General features: G+C 52.1%; 15 protein-coding genes. All 15 read left to right on the plus strand.

The features are described from left to right. Positions 1-13 precede the first annotated feature (13 nt). On the plus strand, positions 14-685 hold the full coding sequence (tsaB, locus tag C5S61_RS09765; protein WP_110514872.1) for a tRNA (adenosine(37)-N6)-threonylcarbamoyltransferase complex dimerization subunit type 1 TsaB: 672 nt from the start codon (positions 14-16) through the stop codon (positions 683-685). Then, positions 682-1,209, plus strand: coding sequence for a P-loop NTPase family protein (locus C5S61_RS09770; protein ID WP_110514873.1), 528 nt, complete (start codon positions 682-684; stop codon positions 1,207-1,209). Before tsaB ends, C5S61_RS09770 begins: the two co-directional genes overlap by 4 nt. Before the next feature lie 27 nt (positions 1,210-1,236). Then, positions 1,237-1,965 (plus strand): FHA domain-containing protein, encoded by a 729-nt coding sequence (locus C5S61_RS09775; protein WP_054536599.1) that lies wholly within the window; start codon positions 1,237-1,239, stop codon positions 1,963-1,965. Continuing rightward, complete coding sequence (locus tag C5S61_RS09780) at positions 1,966-2,442, plus strand: FHA domain-containing protein (RefSeq protein WP_110514874.1); 477 nt, start codon at positions 1,966-1,968, stop codon at positions 2,440-2,442. It begins immediately after the preceding gene. A gap of 305 nt (positions 2,443-2,747) precedes the next feature. Next, positions 2,748-3,104 (plus strand): NADH-quinone oxidoreductase subunit A, encoded by a 357-nt coding sequence (locus C5S61_RS09785; RefSeq protein WP_110514875.1) that lies wholly within the window; start codon positions 2,748-2,750, stop codon positions 3,102-3,104. Positions 3,105-3,186: 82 nt separating this feature from the next. Beyond that, positions 3,187-3,939, plus strand: coding sequence for an NADH-quinone oxidoreductase subunit B (locus tag C5S61_RS09790; protein ID WP_054536601.1), 753 nt, complete (start codon positions 3,187-3,189; stop codon positions 3,937-3,939). Further along, positions 3,923-4,459: an NADH-quinone oxidoreductase subunit C gene (locus tag C5S61_RS09795; RefSeq protein WP_110514876.1), complete on the plus strand. Its 537-nt coding sequence runs from the start codon at positions 3,923-3,925 to the stop codon at positions 4,457-4,459. Before C5S61_RS09790 ends, C5S61_RS09795 begins: the two co-directional genes overlap by 17 nt. A gap of 3 nt (positions 4,460-4,462) precedes the next feature. Next, entirely contained in the window at positions 4,463-5,575 is a 1,113-nt protein-coding gene (locus C5S61_RS09800; protein WP_110514877.1) for an NADH-quinone oxidoreductase subunit D, read from the plus strand. Continuing rightward, complete coding sequence (locus C5S61_RS09805; protein WP_110514878.1) at positions 5,572-6,567, plus strand: 4Fe-4S dicluster domain-containing protein; 996 nt, start codon at positions 5,572-5,574, stop codon at positions 6,565-6,567. The genes C5S61_RS09800 and C5S61_RS09805 overlap by 4 nt, the downstream gene beginning before the upstream one ends. 3 nt (positions 6,568-6,570) lie before the next feature. Further along, positions 6,571-7,812, plus strand: a complete 1,242-nt coding sequence (gene nuoH / locus C5S61_RS09810) for an NADH-quinone oxidoreductase subunit NuoH (RefSeq protein WP_054536605.1) — start codon at positions 6,571-6,573, stop codon at positions 7,810-7,812. Positions 7,813-7,871: 59 nt separating this feature from the next. Beyond that, entirely contained in the window at positions 7,872-8,558 is a 687-nt protein-coding gene (locus C5S61_RS09815) for an NADH-quinone oxidoreductase subunit J family protein (RefSeq protein ID WP_110514879.1), read from the plus strand. Positions 8,559-8,568: 10 nt separating this feature from the next. Further along, positions 8,569-8,886, plus strand: a complete 318-nt coding sequence (gene nuoK / locus C5S61_RS09820) for an NADH-quinone oxidoreductase subunit NuoK (RefSeq protein WP_054536607.1) — start codon at positions 8,569-8,571, stop codon at positions 8,884-8,886. Positions 8,887-8,966: 80 nt separating this feature from the next. Then, positions 8,967-11,192 (plus strand): NADH-quinone oxidoreductase subunit L, encoded by a 2,226-nt coding sequence (gene nuoL, locus C5S61_RS09825; protein WP_110514880.1) that lies wholly within the window; start codon positions 8,967-8,969, stop codon positions 11,190-11,192. Positions 11,193-11,204: 12 nt separating this feature from the next. Continuing rightward, positions 11,205-12,902: a complex I subunit 4 family protein gene (locus C5S61_RS09830; protein WP_110514881.1), complete on the plus strand. Its 1,698-nt coding sequence runs from the start codon at positions 11,205-11,207 to the stop codon at positions 12,900-12,902. 18 nt (positions 12,903-12,920) lie between these two features. Further along, complete coding sequence (locus C5S61_RS09835; protein ID WP_110514882.1) at positions 12,921-14,435, plus strand: complex I subunit 4 family protein; 1,515 nt, start codon at positions 12,921-12,923, stop codon at positions 14,433-14,435. Position 14,436: the final 1 nt, after the last annotated feature.

Here is a 14,436-nt window from a genome sequence, read left to right on the forward strand (position 1 = left end):
TTGAGAATTTGTGATGTTACTTGCCTTTGATACAGCCACCGACACCGCTGGGGTAGCGGTTTATGATGCTAATGGATTGCGTGCAGAGGCCAATTGGTTTGCTGGGCGTGGACATTCAACCCAGCTCTTGCCAATGGCGCAACAGTTGCTCAGCAACCTTGATCTGACTCCTGCTGCATTAACTGGGGTTGCCGTTTCGGTCGGGCCTGGCTCGTGGAGCGGCATTCGGGTTGGCATGAGCAGCGCCAAAGGTTTAGCCTTGGCCCACGATTTGCCCTTGCTTGGCATTAGCAGCCTTGAAACGTTGGCCTATCCGCATCAACGGATTGGGCGCAGCGTGGTGGCGGTGATCAAGCTTGGCCGCGATCGCTATGCCATGGCCGAATTTCGCTTGCGCCGCGCTTGGATGCGGATTGGCCAAGAACGCAATGTTTCGCGTGATGAACTGTTGGCTGCGATTCCTGAGCTGGCGTTGGTATGCGGCGATGTTGACCCACGCTTGGCCCTAGCAATCAATGAAGCTCGTGGGGCTGGGGTGGTGATTCCATCGCCAGCAGTTGGTTTGCGGCGGGCTGGTTTCTTGGCCGAAATTGCTTGGAATCGGCTACAAGCAGGCGAACGCGACGATTTGACCAGCTTAGAGCCTTCGTATTTGGGGGCGGCGGTCAAGGAGCCGACCAAGTGAAAAGCATCCAGCGAGTATTGATCTTTGGCTCAATGGGTTCGGGCAAAAGCACGCTAGCCAAGCGGCTTGGCGCTGTATTAAATTTGCCAGTGATTCACCTTGATAGTTATTTTTGGCGGCCAGGTTGGGTTGAGCCAGATCGTGAAACGTGGCGAGCGCAACAACGCGAATTGGTGCAAGCGTCACAATGGATTATGGATGGCAATTATTCGGCAACGCTTGATGAACGTTGGCCGCATGCTGATACCGTGATTTTTATCGATCAGTCACGTTTGCGCTGCTTGTGGCGAGTAATCAAACGACGAATTGTCTATCATGGGCGTTCGCGGCCTGATTTGGCGGCAGACTGCCCAGAAAAGCTTGATTGGGTTGCCTTCGATTTTGTTTGGACGTACCCTCAGGCTCGGCGGCCAAGGGTGCTGAAGCGTTTGGCTGAGGCCAAAACAAGTAAATTGGTTTTTCATCTACGTGGTGATGCGGCGATTGAGCAATTGCTCCTTGATCTCTCGCAGATGTCAGCGTAGCAGTCTCCTGCGCACGGAGGATTATCGATGAGTGCATTATCACGCTTTGAACAATTTATGGAAGGTATGGTTGAGGGCAATGTGGCGCGCTTGTTTCGCAGCCCAATTCAACCAGCCGAAATTGGCAAGCGCCTTGAACGGGCCATGGAAAGCCAACAAACAATTAGCATGGATCGGATTTTGGTGCCGAATGCCTATAAAGCGCATTTGCACCCTGACGATTACAAAGCGTTTGAGCCGGTTAAAACCAATTTGCAGCATGAAATGGCTCGTTATTTAGCTGAGCTAGCGCGCGAGCGTGGTTTTACGATGGTGCATCATCCGAATGTGGAGTTGGTAGCTGATCCGGCGGTCAAGCAGCGCTCGATTATGATTGACGGCCAAATTAGCGAAGCGCCAGCCCATCTTGGCGGCAGCACCCAAATGATTGGGCCAACCGGAGCCGCGATTAGTGGCCAACCAACCCCGCCGAAAGCCAACTTAATCTTGTATACTGACCAAGGCGAACACCGGATTCCAGTTAAAAAATCGGTGACCAATTTGGGTCGCGGCTTGAACAACGATCTGATTCTCGAAGATAGTCGGGTTTCGCGTGAGCATGCCCAACTGCGCTATCGGGCGCGGCGCTTCTGGATCAGCGATGTGCGTTCGACCAATGGCACGTTTGTCAATGGCGATCCGGTGCAAGAACGGGAACTGCGCAACGGCGACATTGTGTCGCTTGGTGGTTTAGAATTGCGTTTTGAGGAGGCCTAAATGGGTCAGAGCATCACCAGTGCTACGCTTGATTTTGTAATTTTGCTGTTACGAATTAGCGTGATCTTTTTCTTGTACTTCTTTTTATATCAGGTAGTACGGGTTATTCGGCGCGAATTGCAGGTAGTTGGCAGCGGAACTGGTGGTGCGGGCGTGCTGGCGGGAGCGGCGCAAAATTTATATGGCAAGTTGATTGTCATGTCGAGTGGTGATACTGGCTTGCAGCGTGGCTATGCTTTTGAGCTTGGCGCGGTGAATATGATTGGGCGGCGGCCTGATAGCGATGTGGCCTTGAACGACTCATTTTTATCTTCGGAGCATGCGCTGTTGGAATGGCGTGGCGATAGTTGGTGGCTGGAAGACCAGCGTTCGACCAACGGCACCTTTATCAACGACATTGAAGTAGCCGACCCGACCCCAATTGTCTATGGCGACATCATTCGGATTGGGCGGATTGAGCTAAAACTTTCGCGTTAAGTGCCTTCAGCAGCATTGACCTTGGCTTGATGCTGCTACCCCTTTTTTACCACAAAAAACCCCATTGCTGGCTGCTTGATCAGACCTCAGATGAGAACTTGACATAATTTAATTTTTCAAAAATAGCTGATTATAAAGGGCTAAAAACCACCTGTTGAGGGGTGAAAGTTATTTGTCAGTTTAATCTGCCTGTGATATACTTCGCAATGGCTGCACGGTGTTAGTGCAATTGTGTACAGCGAGTACTGGGGCTACCCGTCTCGCTCTTTGTGTGTTTGTAACGGGCATCACTAGGAGACCGACCTATGCTTACAAACTATGCGTTTATCGGAATCTTCGCGGTTGCCGCGATTACCTTTCCGCTTTTGCCTCTGGTGCTGTCGTCCTTTTTACGGCCAAACCGCCCAACACAGGTTAAACTTTCGACCTACGAGTGTGGTTTGGAGGCGATTGGCGACATCTGGGTCCAGTTCAAAGTTCAATACTACTTGTATGCTTTGGCCTTTGTGATCTTTGATATCGAAACGATCTTTTTGTACCCATGGGCAGTGGCGTATGGGCAACTGGGCTTGTTCGCCCTCTTTGAAATGGTGGTCTTTTTAGCAATTCTGACCATCGGTTTGGTGTATGCCTGGAAAAAAGGCGCACTTGAGTGGATCTAAACGACGAATAGGGGCGTGACGGCGCGGAGGCTGCGCTAGGCCTTGGCCTACTTCAATTCACCAAAATTTGCCCGGAGGGCGTATGTCTGATCTACAAACGCAAATGGATCTTGAGCAGCAGGGGGTGCTGTTTACGACCATCAATAAGCTGTACAACTGGGGTCGCCGCTCTTCGGTGTGGCCGATGCAGTTCGGGTTAGCTTGCTGCGCGATTGAGATGATTGCTGCAGCAGCGTCGCGCTATGATATTTCGCGCTTTGGCTCGGAACTCTTTCGCGCCTCACCCCGCCAAGCTGACGTGATGATCGTTGCTGGAACTGTGACCAAGAAAATGGTGCCACAGGTTGTTCGTTTGTTTAACCAAATGCCCGAACCGCGCTATGTGATTTCGATGGGAGCGTGTGCGACCTCTGGTGGCCCCTTCCGCGATGGCTATAACGTGGTGCGCGGGGTTGATTTATATGTGCCTGTTGATGTGTATATTCCAGGCTGCCCACCACGGCCAGAAGCATTGTTGCACTCGTTGATGACCTTGCAAGCGCAAATCGATGTCCAAGCGTTGCAACAAGTGCGCTGGTATGGCGATGATGAAGGCGTGGTCAACGAGTTTCCAATTCCGGTCTTTGGCGCTGAAGGCTTGGAAGTTGCGGGCATTCCTGGCACTGCCGACCCAGTTGGGGGCACGCCCAAGATGCCGCCGTTTGTTAGCCCAGCCTTGGGTGGCAAAGGCGAACGCGACGCATCAATTAAGGCCTTGGAAGGCAATCAGCCCAAACCAATGTTGCGGGCTGGCACGGTAACGATCGAGGAGGTAGGCCATGGCATTGCTGGCTAGAGGCGAACTGCGCTCGATCCTGCAAACCCAATTGCCCAACGTGCTCGATAGCCGCTGGGATACTCAAGCAACCGACCAAGTTGAAGCCCATGGCGAAGGCCAAACCGTGCTGCTCGATTTTGATGCAGTGGTTAAGGCTGAGGCAATTGTCGAGGTTGCCCATTTCGTCCGTGATACATTTGGCTACGATTTCCTTTCCAACATCACAGCGGTTGATTACCTCAAACAGGGGTTAATCGAATTGGTCTATCAATTCTATAACGCTGCTGAAGGTGGCCCCGACCTGCGGGTGCGGGTGCGAATTGGCCGTAGCCCAGAAGAGTGCATTGTTCCATCGCTAACGCCTACGTGGCCTGGTGCCGATTTGCAAGAACGCGAAGCCTACGATATGTATGGCGTGGTGTTTCCTGGCCATCCAAATCTGGCACGGATCTACATGTGGGATGAGTTTAAGGGCTTTCCAATGCGGAAAGACTTCCCCAAGACGGGCGATAAATATACCCACGTCACGGGAGAATAGTCAATGCTAAAGACTGAAGAACTGCAAATTAATATTGGTCCTCAGCACCCTTCAACTCACGGTGTGTTCCGCATGCTTGTTACCGTCGATGGCGAAACCTTGGTTGACCTTAAACCAGTGTTTGGCTACTTGCACCGTAATCACGAGCAGCTTGGTGAAGTAAATACCTATTTGCAAAATATGCCCTTCACCGACCGCCTCGATTACTTCAACTCGATGGTCAACAACCATGCCTATGCCCGTACGATTGAGACGCTTGCCGGCGTTGAAGTGCCTGAGCGCGCCCAATATATTCGCGTCATTATGGATGAGCTTTCGCGAATTTTGAACCACGCCACCGCAATGGGCTTTATGCTCGGCGACATGGGCGCGTGGCAAACTGCATTGCTCTGGGGTATGCGCGAACGTGAAAAGATTCTCGACATGTTTGAATATGTGTCGGGTGCTCGCATGATGTGTAACTACTGCCGCTTTGGTGGCGTAGTGCGCGACATCGACGATTGGTTCATCACCGAATTGAAGAAGTTGATGCAGGGTCTCCCACACTACTTCGACGATTTCGAAGGCTTGCTGCTCAACAGTGAAATTCTTTTGGCTCGCGCCCGCAATATCGGCGTGTTGCCCAAAGAGTTGGCGCTGGCCTACAGCGTGACTGGCCCAGTCTTGCGTGGTTCGGGCGTTGCCTATGATATTCGCAAAGCCGAGCCATACGCCGTCTATGATCGCTTCAAGTTCAAAGTGCCAGTTGGCACAGTGGGCGATGTTTACGACCGCTTCTTGGTGCGGATCGCCGAAATGCGCGAATCGTACAAAATTTTGGAGCAAGCGCTCGAACAATTGCCCGATGCAACTGGCGGCTTTATCAATCCCAAAGTCAAGCAACAAAGCCTCAAAGCTCCTGCTGGCGAAGCCTATGCCCGGGTCGAATCACCCAAAGGCGAATTAGGGTTCTACGTGGTGAGTGATGGTTCGGGCAGCGCTTATCGCTATAAAGTCCGCGCCCCATCATTCATCAACCTCTCGGCTTTGGCCGATATGTGCAAGGGCTACACGATTGCCGACGTTGTGGTTATCTTGGGTAGTATCGATATCGTGATGGGCGAGGTAGACCGATGACGTTGAGCCACTTAGCAACTGAAGACGTGTTTGTTGTTGAACGCAATGACGCGGATTTTCGGGCTGGTCAGGGTATGACCAAGGGCTTGGGAATTGTGTTTCGCAAATTCCGCAAAGCCTTATTTGGCAAACCCAACAGCGACCGCGCCGATACCGAAGGCCAATTCAACGTGCAGTATCCAGAAGAGCGGCTGGCAATGCCCGAAGCCTATCGCAATATGCCGATTTTGCTCTACGATGATGCGACCGGCCATGAATTGTGTACTTCATGTTTCCAATGCGAGCGGATCTGCCCTCCTCAGGTGATTCACATTACCCAAGCCAAAGATCCTGCTACCGGCAAGCCAGTGCCAGCCGCCGCCAAATTTGTGTTGGAATACGACACCTGTATGTCGTGTGGCTACTGTGCTGAAGTCTGTCCCTTTGATGCAATCAAGATGGACCACGACTTTGAATTATCAACTGCCAACCATCCAGAGCTTGACGTAGACTACAACCGCTTGTTGCGCCCCGTTTCCTACTACGAAACGATTGCGCCAACCATGTGGTCGGATGTCAAAGAACAAGCAATGAAGAAGTTGCAAAACAATATCAAACGTCGCCCAGGCGATATTGGCCGCGACCATGGTCAAAAGATCAAGGGTGGTGCGCCAGTCGCCGCCGCTGCTACTCCAGCAGCAGGCGCAGCTCCTGCAGCAGCAGCCAAACCACGTGGCCCTGTGGCCGCAATTGGCAAGAACATGCCCGAAGACAAAACCGCCAAGTTGTTGGCAATTCGGGCCGCCAATGCTGCCAAGCGTGGTGGCGGTGCGGCAGATGCTGCGCCAGTCGCCCAAGCTGCGCCCGTGGTTGAAGCTGTGGCCGATGCCCCAGCAGCAGTCAGTGCTGCGCCAACTGGTCCAGTTGCAGCAATTGGCCAAAACATGTCGGAAGACAAACGCGCCAAACTTGAAGCAATTCGCGCTGCGAAACGTGCCGAACGAGGAGAATAATCGATGGCTGATGCACTAACACAACTAGGCTTTGCATCATGGCTGAGTGTTCTGATTGCCAGCATCATTAAAGTAACCCTCATTCTCGTGGGCGGTTCGGTTGGCATGATGTTCCTGACGTGGTATGAACGCCGCTCGATTTCGTATATGCAAGACCGACGTGGCCCCAACCGCGTCGGCCCGCAAGGCTTGTTGCAGCCAATTTCCGAAGCCATCAAAACGATGACCAAGGAAGATGCAACGCCACGCGATGCTGATAAAATTGTGCACTTTTTGGCTCCAGTCGTAATGCTGGGGGCAACCGTGCTTTCATTTGCGGTCATTCCGTGGGGGCGCATGTTCCCCGTCGATTTGAACGCAGCAGTGTTGTTTGTGATCGCTACTGGCGGTTTGCACAGCATTGGCATGATGATGGCCGGTTGGGGTTCCAACAATAAATTTGCCTTGCTTGGTGGGATGCGCGGGGTTGCGCAATTGATCAGCTATGAAATTCCCCAAGTTATGGCGATTATCCCTGTGGTGTTGATGACCGGCTCGATGTCGCTACAAAAGATTGTCGAAGCCCAAAACGATTTTGCTGGCTTGGGCTGGTATGTCTTCTCGCCAGTGGGCTTGTTGGGTTTTGCGCTGTTCTTCACGGCTAGCTTGGCCGAAGGCGAACGGACACCTTTCGACATTCCAGAAGCAGACTCGGAAATTATTGCAGGCTATATGACCGAATATAGCGGCATGAAGTTCGCGGTCTTCTATCTTTCAAACTACATGAGCAACTTGGCCGTGTGTTTTATCACCGCGACCTTATACCTTGGTGGCGGCAATGGGCCTGGCGTTGATGCGCTTGGTGGCATTGCTGGCGGTTTGCTCTCATTGATCTACTTCCTACTCAAGTCCTTCGCGCTGTTCTTTGTGATGGTGTTGATCCGTGCGACTGTACCACGGTTGCGGGTTGACCAACTGATGAGCTTTGCTTGGAAGTTCTTGCTGCCCTTGGTTTTGGTCAACATTTTGAGCGCCTCGTTCTGGGTAGCCTTGCTGCGCTGGGACCAACAATGGCCGAAATTGACCGAATGGTTTGGCGCTCCAAGCACTGCTGACGCGACCAACTGGGGTCGTTTGGCAATTGCGATTGTGCTGACCCTGTTGATCAACGCGGGAGCTGTGGCGCTGATTATGCGCCTGACCAACCGCAACGTTCAGAAACACTTATACACAACCGACGAAGAACTTGCTCTTGGATTATCGTAAAAGCGCAAGCATGAAGGATGGGGCGATTGCTCCATCCTTCATACGGAAGGACTAGCTTGATGAACCCGATTGCGATAGGTGTTTTTATTGTCATCGCGCTGCTGACGCTCGGTTCGGGCATTATGGTCGTGACAGTGAGAAACATCATCCACTCAGCATTATGGCTGATTGCCTCGTTTATCGGGGTGGCAGCGCTCTATTTGCTGATGGAAGCTGAATTTTTAGCAGTTGTTCAGATTTTGGTCTATGCGGGGGCTGTTTCAATCCTCGTATTGTTTGCTATCATGCTCACACGCCAAGTTACTGGTGAAGGTGTGCGCGTGGTGTTTGAGCGCTGGTGGGTAGCCCTGTTAATTGCTTTGGGGCTATTCGGAGTGATTGTGCCAACACTCTGGAAGCACGGCGCTACCTGGGAAGAAGCCGCAAAATTGGCCCAAGTTGGCCCGGCTCCGGTTGAAGGAGCAGCCAATAGCCTGCAAGTTGCGACGGCGACCGAAATTGGGCGCTCGTTTATGGGCGAATACCTCTTGCCATTCGAAGTTGTGTCAGTCTTGTTGCTGATGGCCTTGATTGGGGCAGTGGTAATTGCCTATGAAGAACGAACCCGCCGCCGCCGCGTGCTGACCTTGGCCGAAGAACTGGCGTTGAAAAAACGCGGGATTGTCGAGCCTCGTGATGCTGAAGGTGCGGTTATGCCGCGCGAAGCCGAAGGCAAGGTTATTCTGCTCGATTCCGAACAGGCATAAGGAGAAAACGATGGTTGGTTCTGTCCCATTAGTGTGGGTGCTTACCCTCGCTGCCGGATTGTTCTGCATCGGCCTGTTTGGGGCGCTCTCGCGGCGCAACATCGTGGGGATGCTGATGGGGATTGAGTTGATGTTGAATTCAGTCAACATTAACTTAGTCGCCTTCTGGCGCTACCTACAACCAACTGGCACGGCTGGCTTGATCTTTGCAATTTTTACCATCGCAGTTGCCGCTGCTGAAGTGGCGGTTGGTTTGGCAATGGTGATTGCAATCTATCGCGCTCGCCTGACGATTAACGCTGACGAAATAGATACACTTAAAGGATAGTGACGGATTACAAAGGCCGGCGAGAGTGCAAGCCACTTTGACCACCCTTTGAAATTCGTCCCGAAGTAGGGGACTGATCAATGCCGTTTTTTGATCTTGCGTGGTTGATTCCGCTGCTGCCATTGGCAGCATTTGTGTTGATCACCCTCGTGCCACCGATTGGGCGCTCGCGCAAAGCGTCGTATACCACGGCGTTAGTGTTGCTTGGGCTGGCTACGGTGATTGCCTGGGGTGTTTTGGCACAATCGATCAGCGAAGGATTCCCTAGTGCTCCGTTGGTTACCACTGTTGCCGCTGAAACTGGCCAAGAACAGGCCAGTGAAGGCGCTGCCGCCGAAGGTGGCCATGCGGAAACCGCAATTCCAACATTTGGGAATTTCTATCATAAATCGTTTGCATGGGCACCAGATGGCTCAGGGTTTTTCAACTTTGGCTATCGCTTAGATGGTGCTACGGTGCTGATGTTGGCGATGGTCACATTGGCTGCGTGGTGTATTCACCTCTTCTCAGTGGGCTATATGGCTCACGACGAATTCCCCGCAGGCCACCAACGCCAATCGCGCTTCTTCTCCTATATTGCGTTGTTTACCGCTTCAATGTTGGGAATGACGCTGGCAGATAACTTATTGCTGTTCTTTATCTGCTGGGAGTTGATGGGTCTGTGTTCGTTCTTGTTGATTGGCTTCTGGTTCTTCAAGCCTTCGGCCCGCGAAGCTGCCAAAAAAGCCTTTATCACCACCAGGATTGGTGATGTGGGCATGATGTTGGGGATGATGTACATCTACAACAAATCTGGCTCGCTGACCTTCGGCCACGAAGCAGGCCAAATTTACAACGGCGAATTTTTGGAAAGCATCAAAACTGCTGCGAGCTTGATTCCTGGAGTTAGCGCTGCTTCATTGATGGCGTTCTTGGTGTTCCTTGGCACGGTCGGCAAATCGGCGCAGTTTCCGCTGCACGTTTGGTTGCCCGATGCGATGGAAGGCCCTACGCCTGTTTCGGCGCTGATTCACGCTGCAACCATGGTTGCGGCTGGGGTGTTCTTGGTCATTCGGACATTCCCAATCTTTGCGGTGAGCGATGTGCTGCCAGTGGTCGCCTTTATTGGCGCATTCACAGCCTTGTTCGCAGCTTTGATTGCGGTAGCCCAATATGACATCAAGCGCATTCTGGCCTTCTCGACCTTATCGCAGCTTGGTTTCATGGTGGCGGCGTTGGGGATTGGCGCTTGGGTTGCAGCGTTATTCCACTTGCTGACCCACGCTTTCTTCAAAGCGCTGTTGTTCCTTGGCTCTGGCTCGGTCATCCACGGGATGGAAGCAACAGTTGGCCATGATCCTGATAAAGCGCAAGATATTCGTAACATGGGTACCTTGCGCAAATTCATGCCAATTACCTTCTTGACCTATATGGCTGGTTTCTTCGCCTTGATTGGGATTCCACCGTTTGCTGGGTTCTGGTCGAAGGACGAAATTATCCTCGATGCCTTCCTGCATCACCATTATGTGGTGTATGGCGTATTGACTGCCGCTGCTTTCTTGACGGCATTCTATATGACCCGCCAAATTGTCGTGGTGTTCTTTGGCAAGTTCCGTGGCTACGAACCACGCAAAGCTGTAGTCGCTGTCGCGCATGGGCATGATGATCACGACCATGGCGACCACGACGACCATCACCACCATCACGAAGCGCATGATCCCCACGAATCGCCACGCTCGATGACGATTCCGTTGATCATCTTGAGCTTGTTTGCAGTTGGTGCTGGCTTTGTCAATGCAGGGTTCTTGGGTATTCACTGGTTCAGTGATTACGTGAATCCAAAGGGCCTTATTCCTACTCCAGATCCAATGATTGCTGGGATTGCCACGGCGGTAGCCTTGGCCGGGGCTGGCTTAGGTTTCTTGACCTATCGCAACGCCTTCAAAAATGCCAACGATCGCGACCCCTTGGCTGGCGCTTTGGGGCCAATCTGGACGGCGCTGGAAAATCGATTCTACATCGACCAGATTTACGATAAAACCTTTATTGCCCTGACCTACGGCGCAGGCTGGTTGTTGAACTGGATCGACCGCAATGTGGTTGATCGGGTTGTCAATTTGACTGGCTTGGTGACCTTGTTTATTGGCCGCGTCAACTTCATCATCGACGACTTCTCGCTAAATACCGTCACCGACGATATTGGCGAAGGCACGATTACGGTGGGCGACGGTGTGCGTCAATCGGCCACGGGCAAGATTCAAGACTACGGTGCCTACATCTTTGGTGGCGTGGTGCTGTTGGCCTTGATTTATATGTATGCCTTCTAGGAGCGTGAGCGAATGCTGAACGAATTTATCAAATTCAGTGATTGGAGCATCACCACGCTAATTGCCCTTTCGCCATTGGTGGGGATGTTGCTGGCTTTGGTGTTCCCCAAGCCAGCCCAAAACAGCCGCACCATCGCGTGGGGGGTGTTTGCGTGGAGCTTGGTGCCACTCGGACTCACGCTCTTTTTGTGGCTAAGCGGCGGTTTTAATCCAGCCCTCGCTTCAGTCACTGGCGATCAAGCCATGATCCAGCAAGTGGATCGGGTGCGCTGGGTTCCGTTTTTCAATGCTGACTACTTTGTTGGCCTTGATGGCATGAACTTCCCACTGGTGTTTTTGACAACTGCTCTAACGCCAGTCTGTATCTTGGCGGCCTTCCGCATCAAACAACGCCAAAACGTCTATTTGGCCTTGATGTTGTTGTTGGAATCGGCGATGTTGGGCTACTTTGTTTCGCTCAACTTCTTGCTGTTGTTCCTGTTCTGGGAATTCAGCTTGGTGCCAATGTTCTTTATCATCAACAACTGGGGTGGTGAAAACCGCCGCTACTCGGCCTTCAAGTTCTTCGTGTACACGATGGCTGGCTCGGTCGGGATGTTGATTATTTTCGAATTTATCTACTTGGCAACTGGAACGTTCGATTTGGTGGTGCTCTCGCGCTTGGCGCAGGGCTTGCCCGTCGATCCAGCCTTGCTTGCGCCAAAATTGGGCGCTGGCTATAGCAATGGCGCAACGCTGCAATCGATGTTGTTCAGCGCGGTCGAAGATGTTGGCTTGACCAACATTTTGGGCAATAGCAACGGCACGCCAGCAGCAATTATCTTCTGGTGTATCTTTGTGGCTTTTGCGGTGAAATTGGCAGTTTGGCCATTGCACACGTGGCAGCCAGACACCTACGAAAATGCTCCAACCAGTGGCTCGATGATTGTTTCGGCAGTGATGTCGAAAATGGGTGCCTATGGCATGATTCGCTTGATGATTATGCTGTTCCCCAAACAAACCCATCACTTTGCGCCAATCTTGGCAATCTTTGCCTTGGCGAGCATCTTGTTTGGTGCATACGCTGGCTTGGCCCAAACCAACCTTAAGCGTTTGATTGCCTACGCATCGATTAACCACATGGGCTATGTGTTGCTTGGCTTGGCGGCAGCGGCTTCGGCAGCGCCAGAAAGCTTGGGCAACTTAGACCTCAATATTCGCATCTCGGCCTTGAACGGGGTGCAAGCACAGATGGTTGCCCACGGCTTCAGCACCGCCGCATTGTTCTTCCTTGCGGGCGAACTCTACGAGCGGACTGGAACCTACCAGCTTGATCAATTTGGCGGCTTGCGTAAAGTTATGCCAATTTTCGCTGGGATTATGGGCGTGGCGATGTTTGCCAACCTTGGTTTGCCTGGTTTGGCTGGCTTCGTCGGCGAATTCTTTATTTTCCGTGGCGCGTGGGGTACGCAACCAGTTATCACCACAATTGCCGTCTTGGGCTTGATTGTGACCGCTTTGGTGCTGATCCGCATGTATCAAAAGATTTTCTACGGACCAGTCAACCACAAGCTGACCAATTTGCCTGACATTAAAGTTGGTGATTGGGCCTTTAACGTGACCCTACCGTTGATTATTGTGCTGTTGGTGTTTGGGATTTACCCCAAGCCACTGATGGATTTATCAAACTACGCAGCCACGGTGATGGCTCAGGTCTTTACAAGCCTGTAACGTGGACGGAGTTAAACGATGCATTTGATCGAAAGTTTGCCAGCGGGCATTCCGTACCTGAGCCTCATCTGGTTAGTTCCCTTATTTGGGGCTTTGGTGATTATGTTTTTGCCCAAAGAGCAAAAACAAGCCATGCGGATTATCTCGGCAGTAGTTGCAACGATCTCGTTTGGCCTCGGCTTGTTGGTCTTCTTTGCCTACGACCCCAACGCAGCGGGCTATATGGGCACGAAGATGCAGTTTGTCGAGAAGCTCGATTGGGTTCCGCAGCTCGGCATGTCGTATTTGGTCGGCGCTGATGGGATCAGTTTGCCCTTGATTGTTTTGAACGGTCTGGTGATTTTCACTGGCACGTTCATCTCATGGAACATCGAAGATCGGGTCAAGGAATATTTCATCCTGCTGCTCTTGTTGGTAGTGGGCGTATACGGCGTGTTTATGGCGCTGGATTTGTTCCTGATGTTCGTGTTCTATGAATTGGCTGTGTTGCCAATGTACCTGTTGATCGGGATTTGGGGTTCGACGCGCAAAGAATATGGCGCGATGAAACTTACCATTTACTTGATGATTGGTTCGGCAGCGTTGATGATTGGGATGGTGGCGATTTACGTTGTGGGCGGTACCTTTAATATGGTCGAGCTTTCACAACGCGTTTTCAGCCTCGAATTCCAAAAACTCTTCTTCTTGCCAATGTTTGTTGGCTTCGCGGTTTTGGCGGGGATGTTCCCCTTCCATACCTGGTCGCCGACAGGTCACGTGGCCGCTCCAACAGCGGTTTCGATGCTCCACGCAGGGGTGTTGATGAAGCTGGGAGCCTATGGTGCTTTGCGGGCAGCGCTCTGGTTGATGCCCAATGGCGCACAATTCTGGTTGCCAGGCATTGCGGTCATGACCTTGATGAACGTCGTGTATGGAGCATCGATTGCGATGGTCCAGAAAGACTTCAAGTATGTGATCGGCTACTCATCGGTGAGCCACATGGGCTTGGTGATGTTGGCCTTGGCTTCGATGAACGAAACTGCCCTCAACGGCGCAGTGATGCAAATGTTTGCGCACGGCGTGATGACCGCCTTGTTCTTTGCGGTGGTTGGTCGGATGGTCTATGAACGGACGCACACCCGCCAATTGCCCGAACTTGGTGGCTTGATGAAAGTGATGCCATTTGCCTTTGTGGTCTTTATCATCGCGAGTCTTTCGTCGATGGGGATGCCGGGCACGGCTGGCTTTATGGCAGAGTTCACGATCTTTACTGGCGTAATGAACCAATATCCCTTGGTTGCAGTTGTCGCGGCCTTGTCGATTCCGATTACTGCCGCCTATGTCTTGCGGGTTGGCTATATGGCATTTATGGGCGAGGTCAAAGACCCGCACTACCATGATTTGCCACCGCTGACATGGCAAGAAAAATTCTCAGGCACGGTTTTGGCCATCGTGGTGATTGGGGTTGGTTTATTCCCAAGCATCATCATGGATTACATTGCAACCGGTGTCCAGCCAATCGCCCAGCGCATGATTGATCTAGCAGGACGTTAGG

The organism is Herpetosiphon llansteffanensis (assembly GCF_003205875.1).
Taxonomy (GTDB): domain Bacteria; phylum Chloroflexota; class Chloroflexia; order Chloroflexales; family Herpetosiphonaceae; genus Herpetosiphon; species Herpetosiphon llansteffanensis.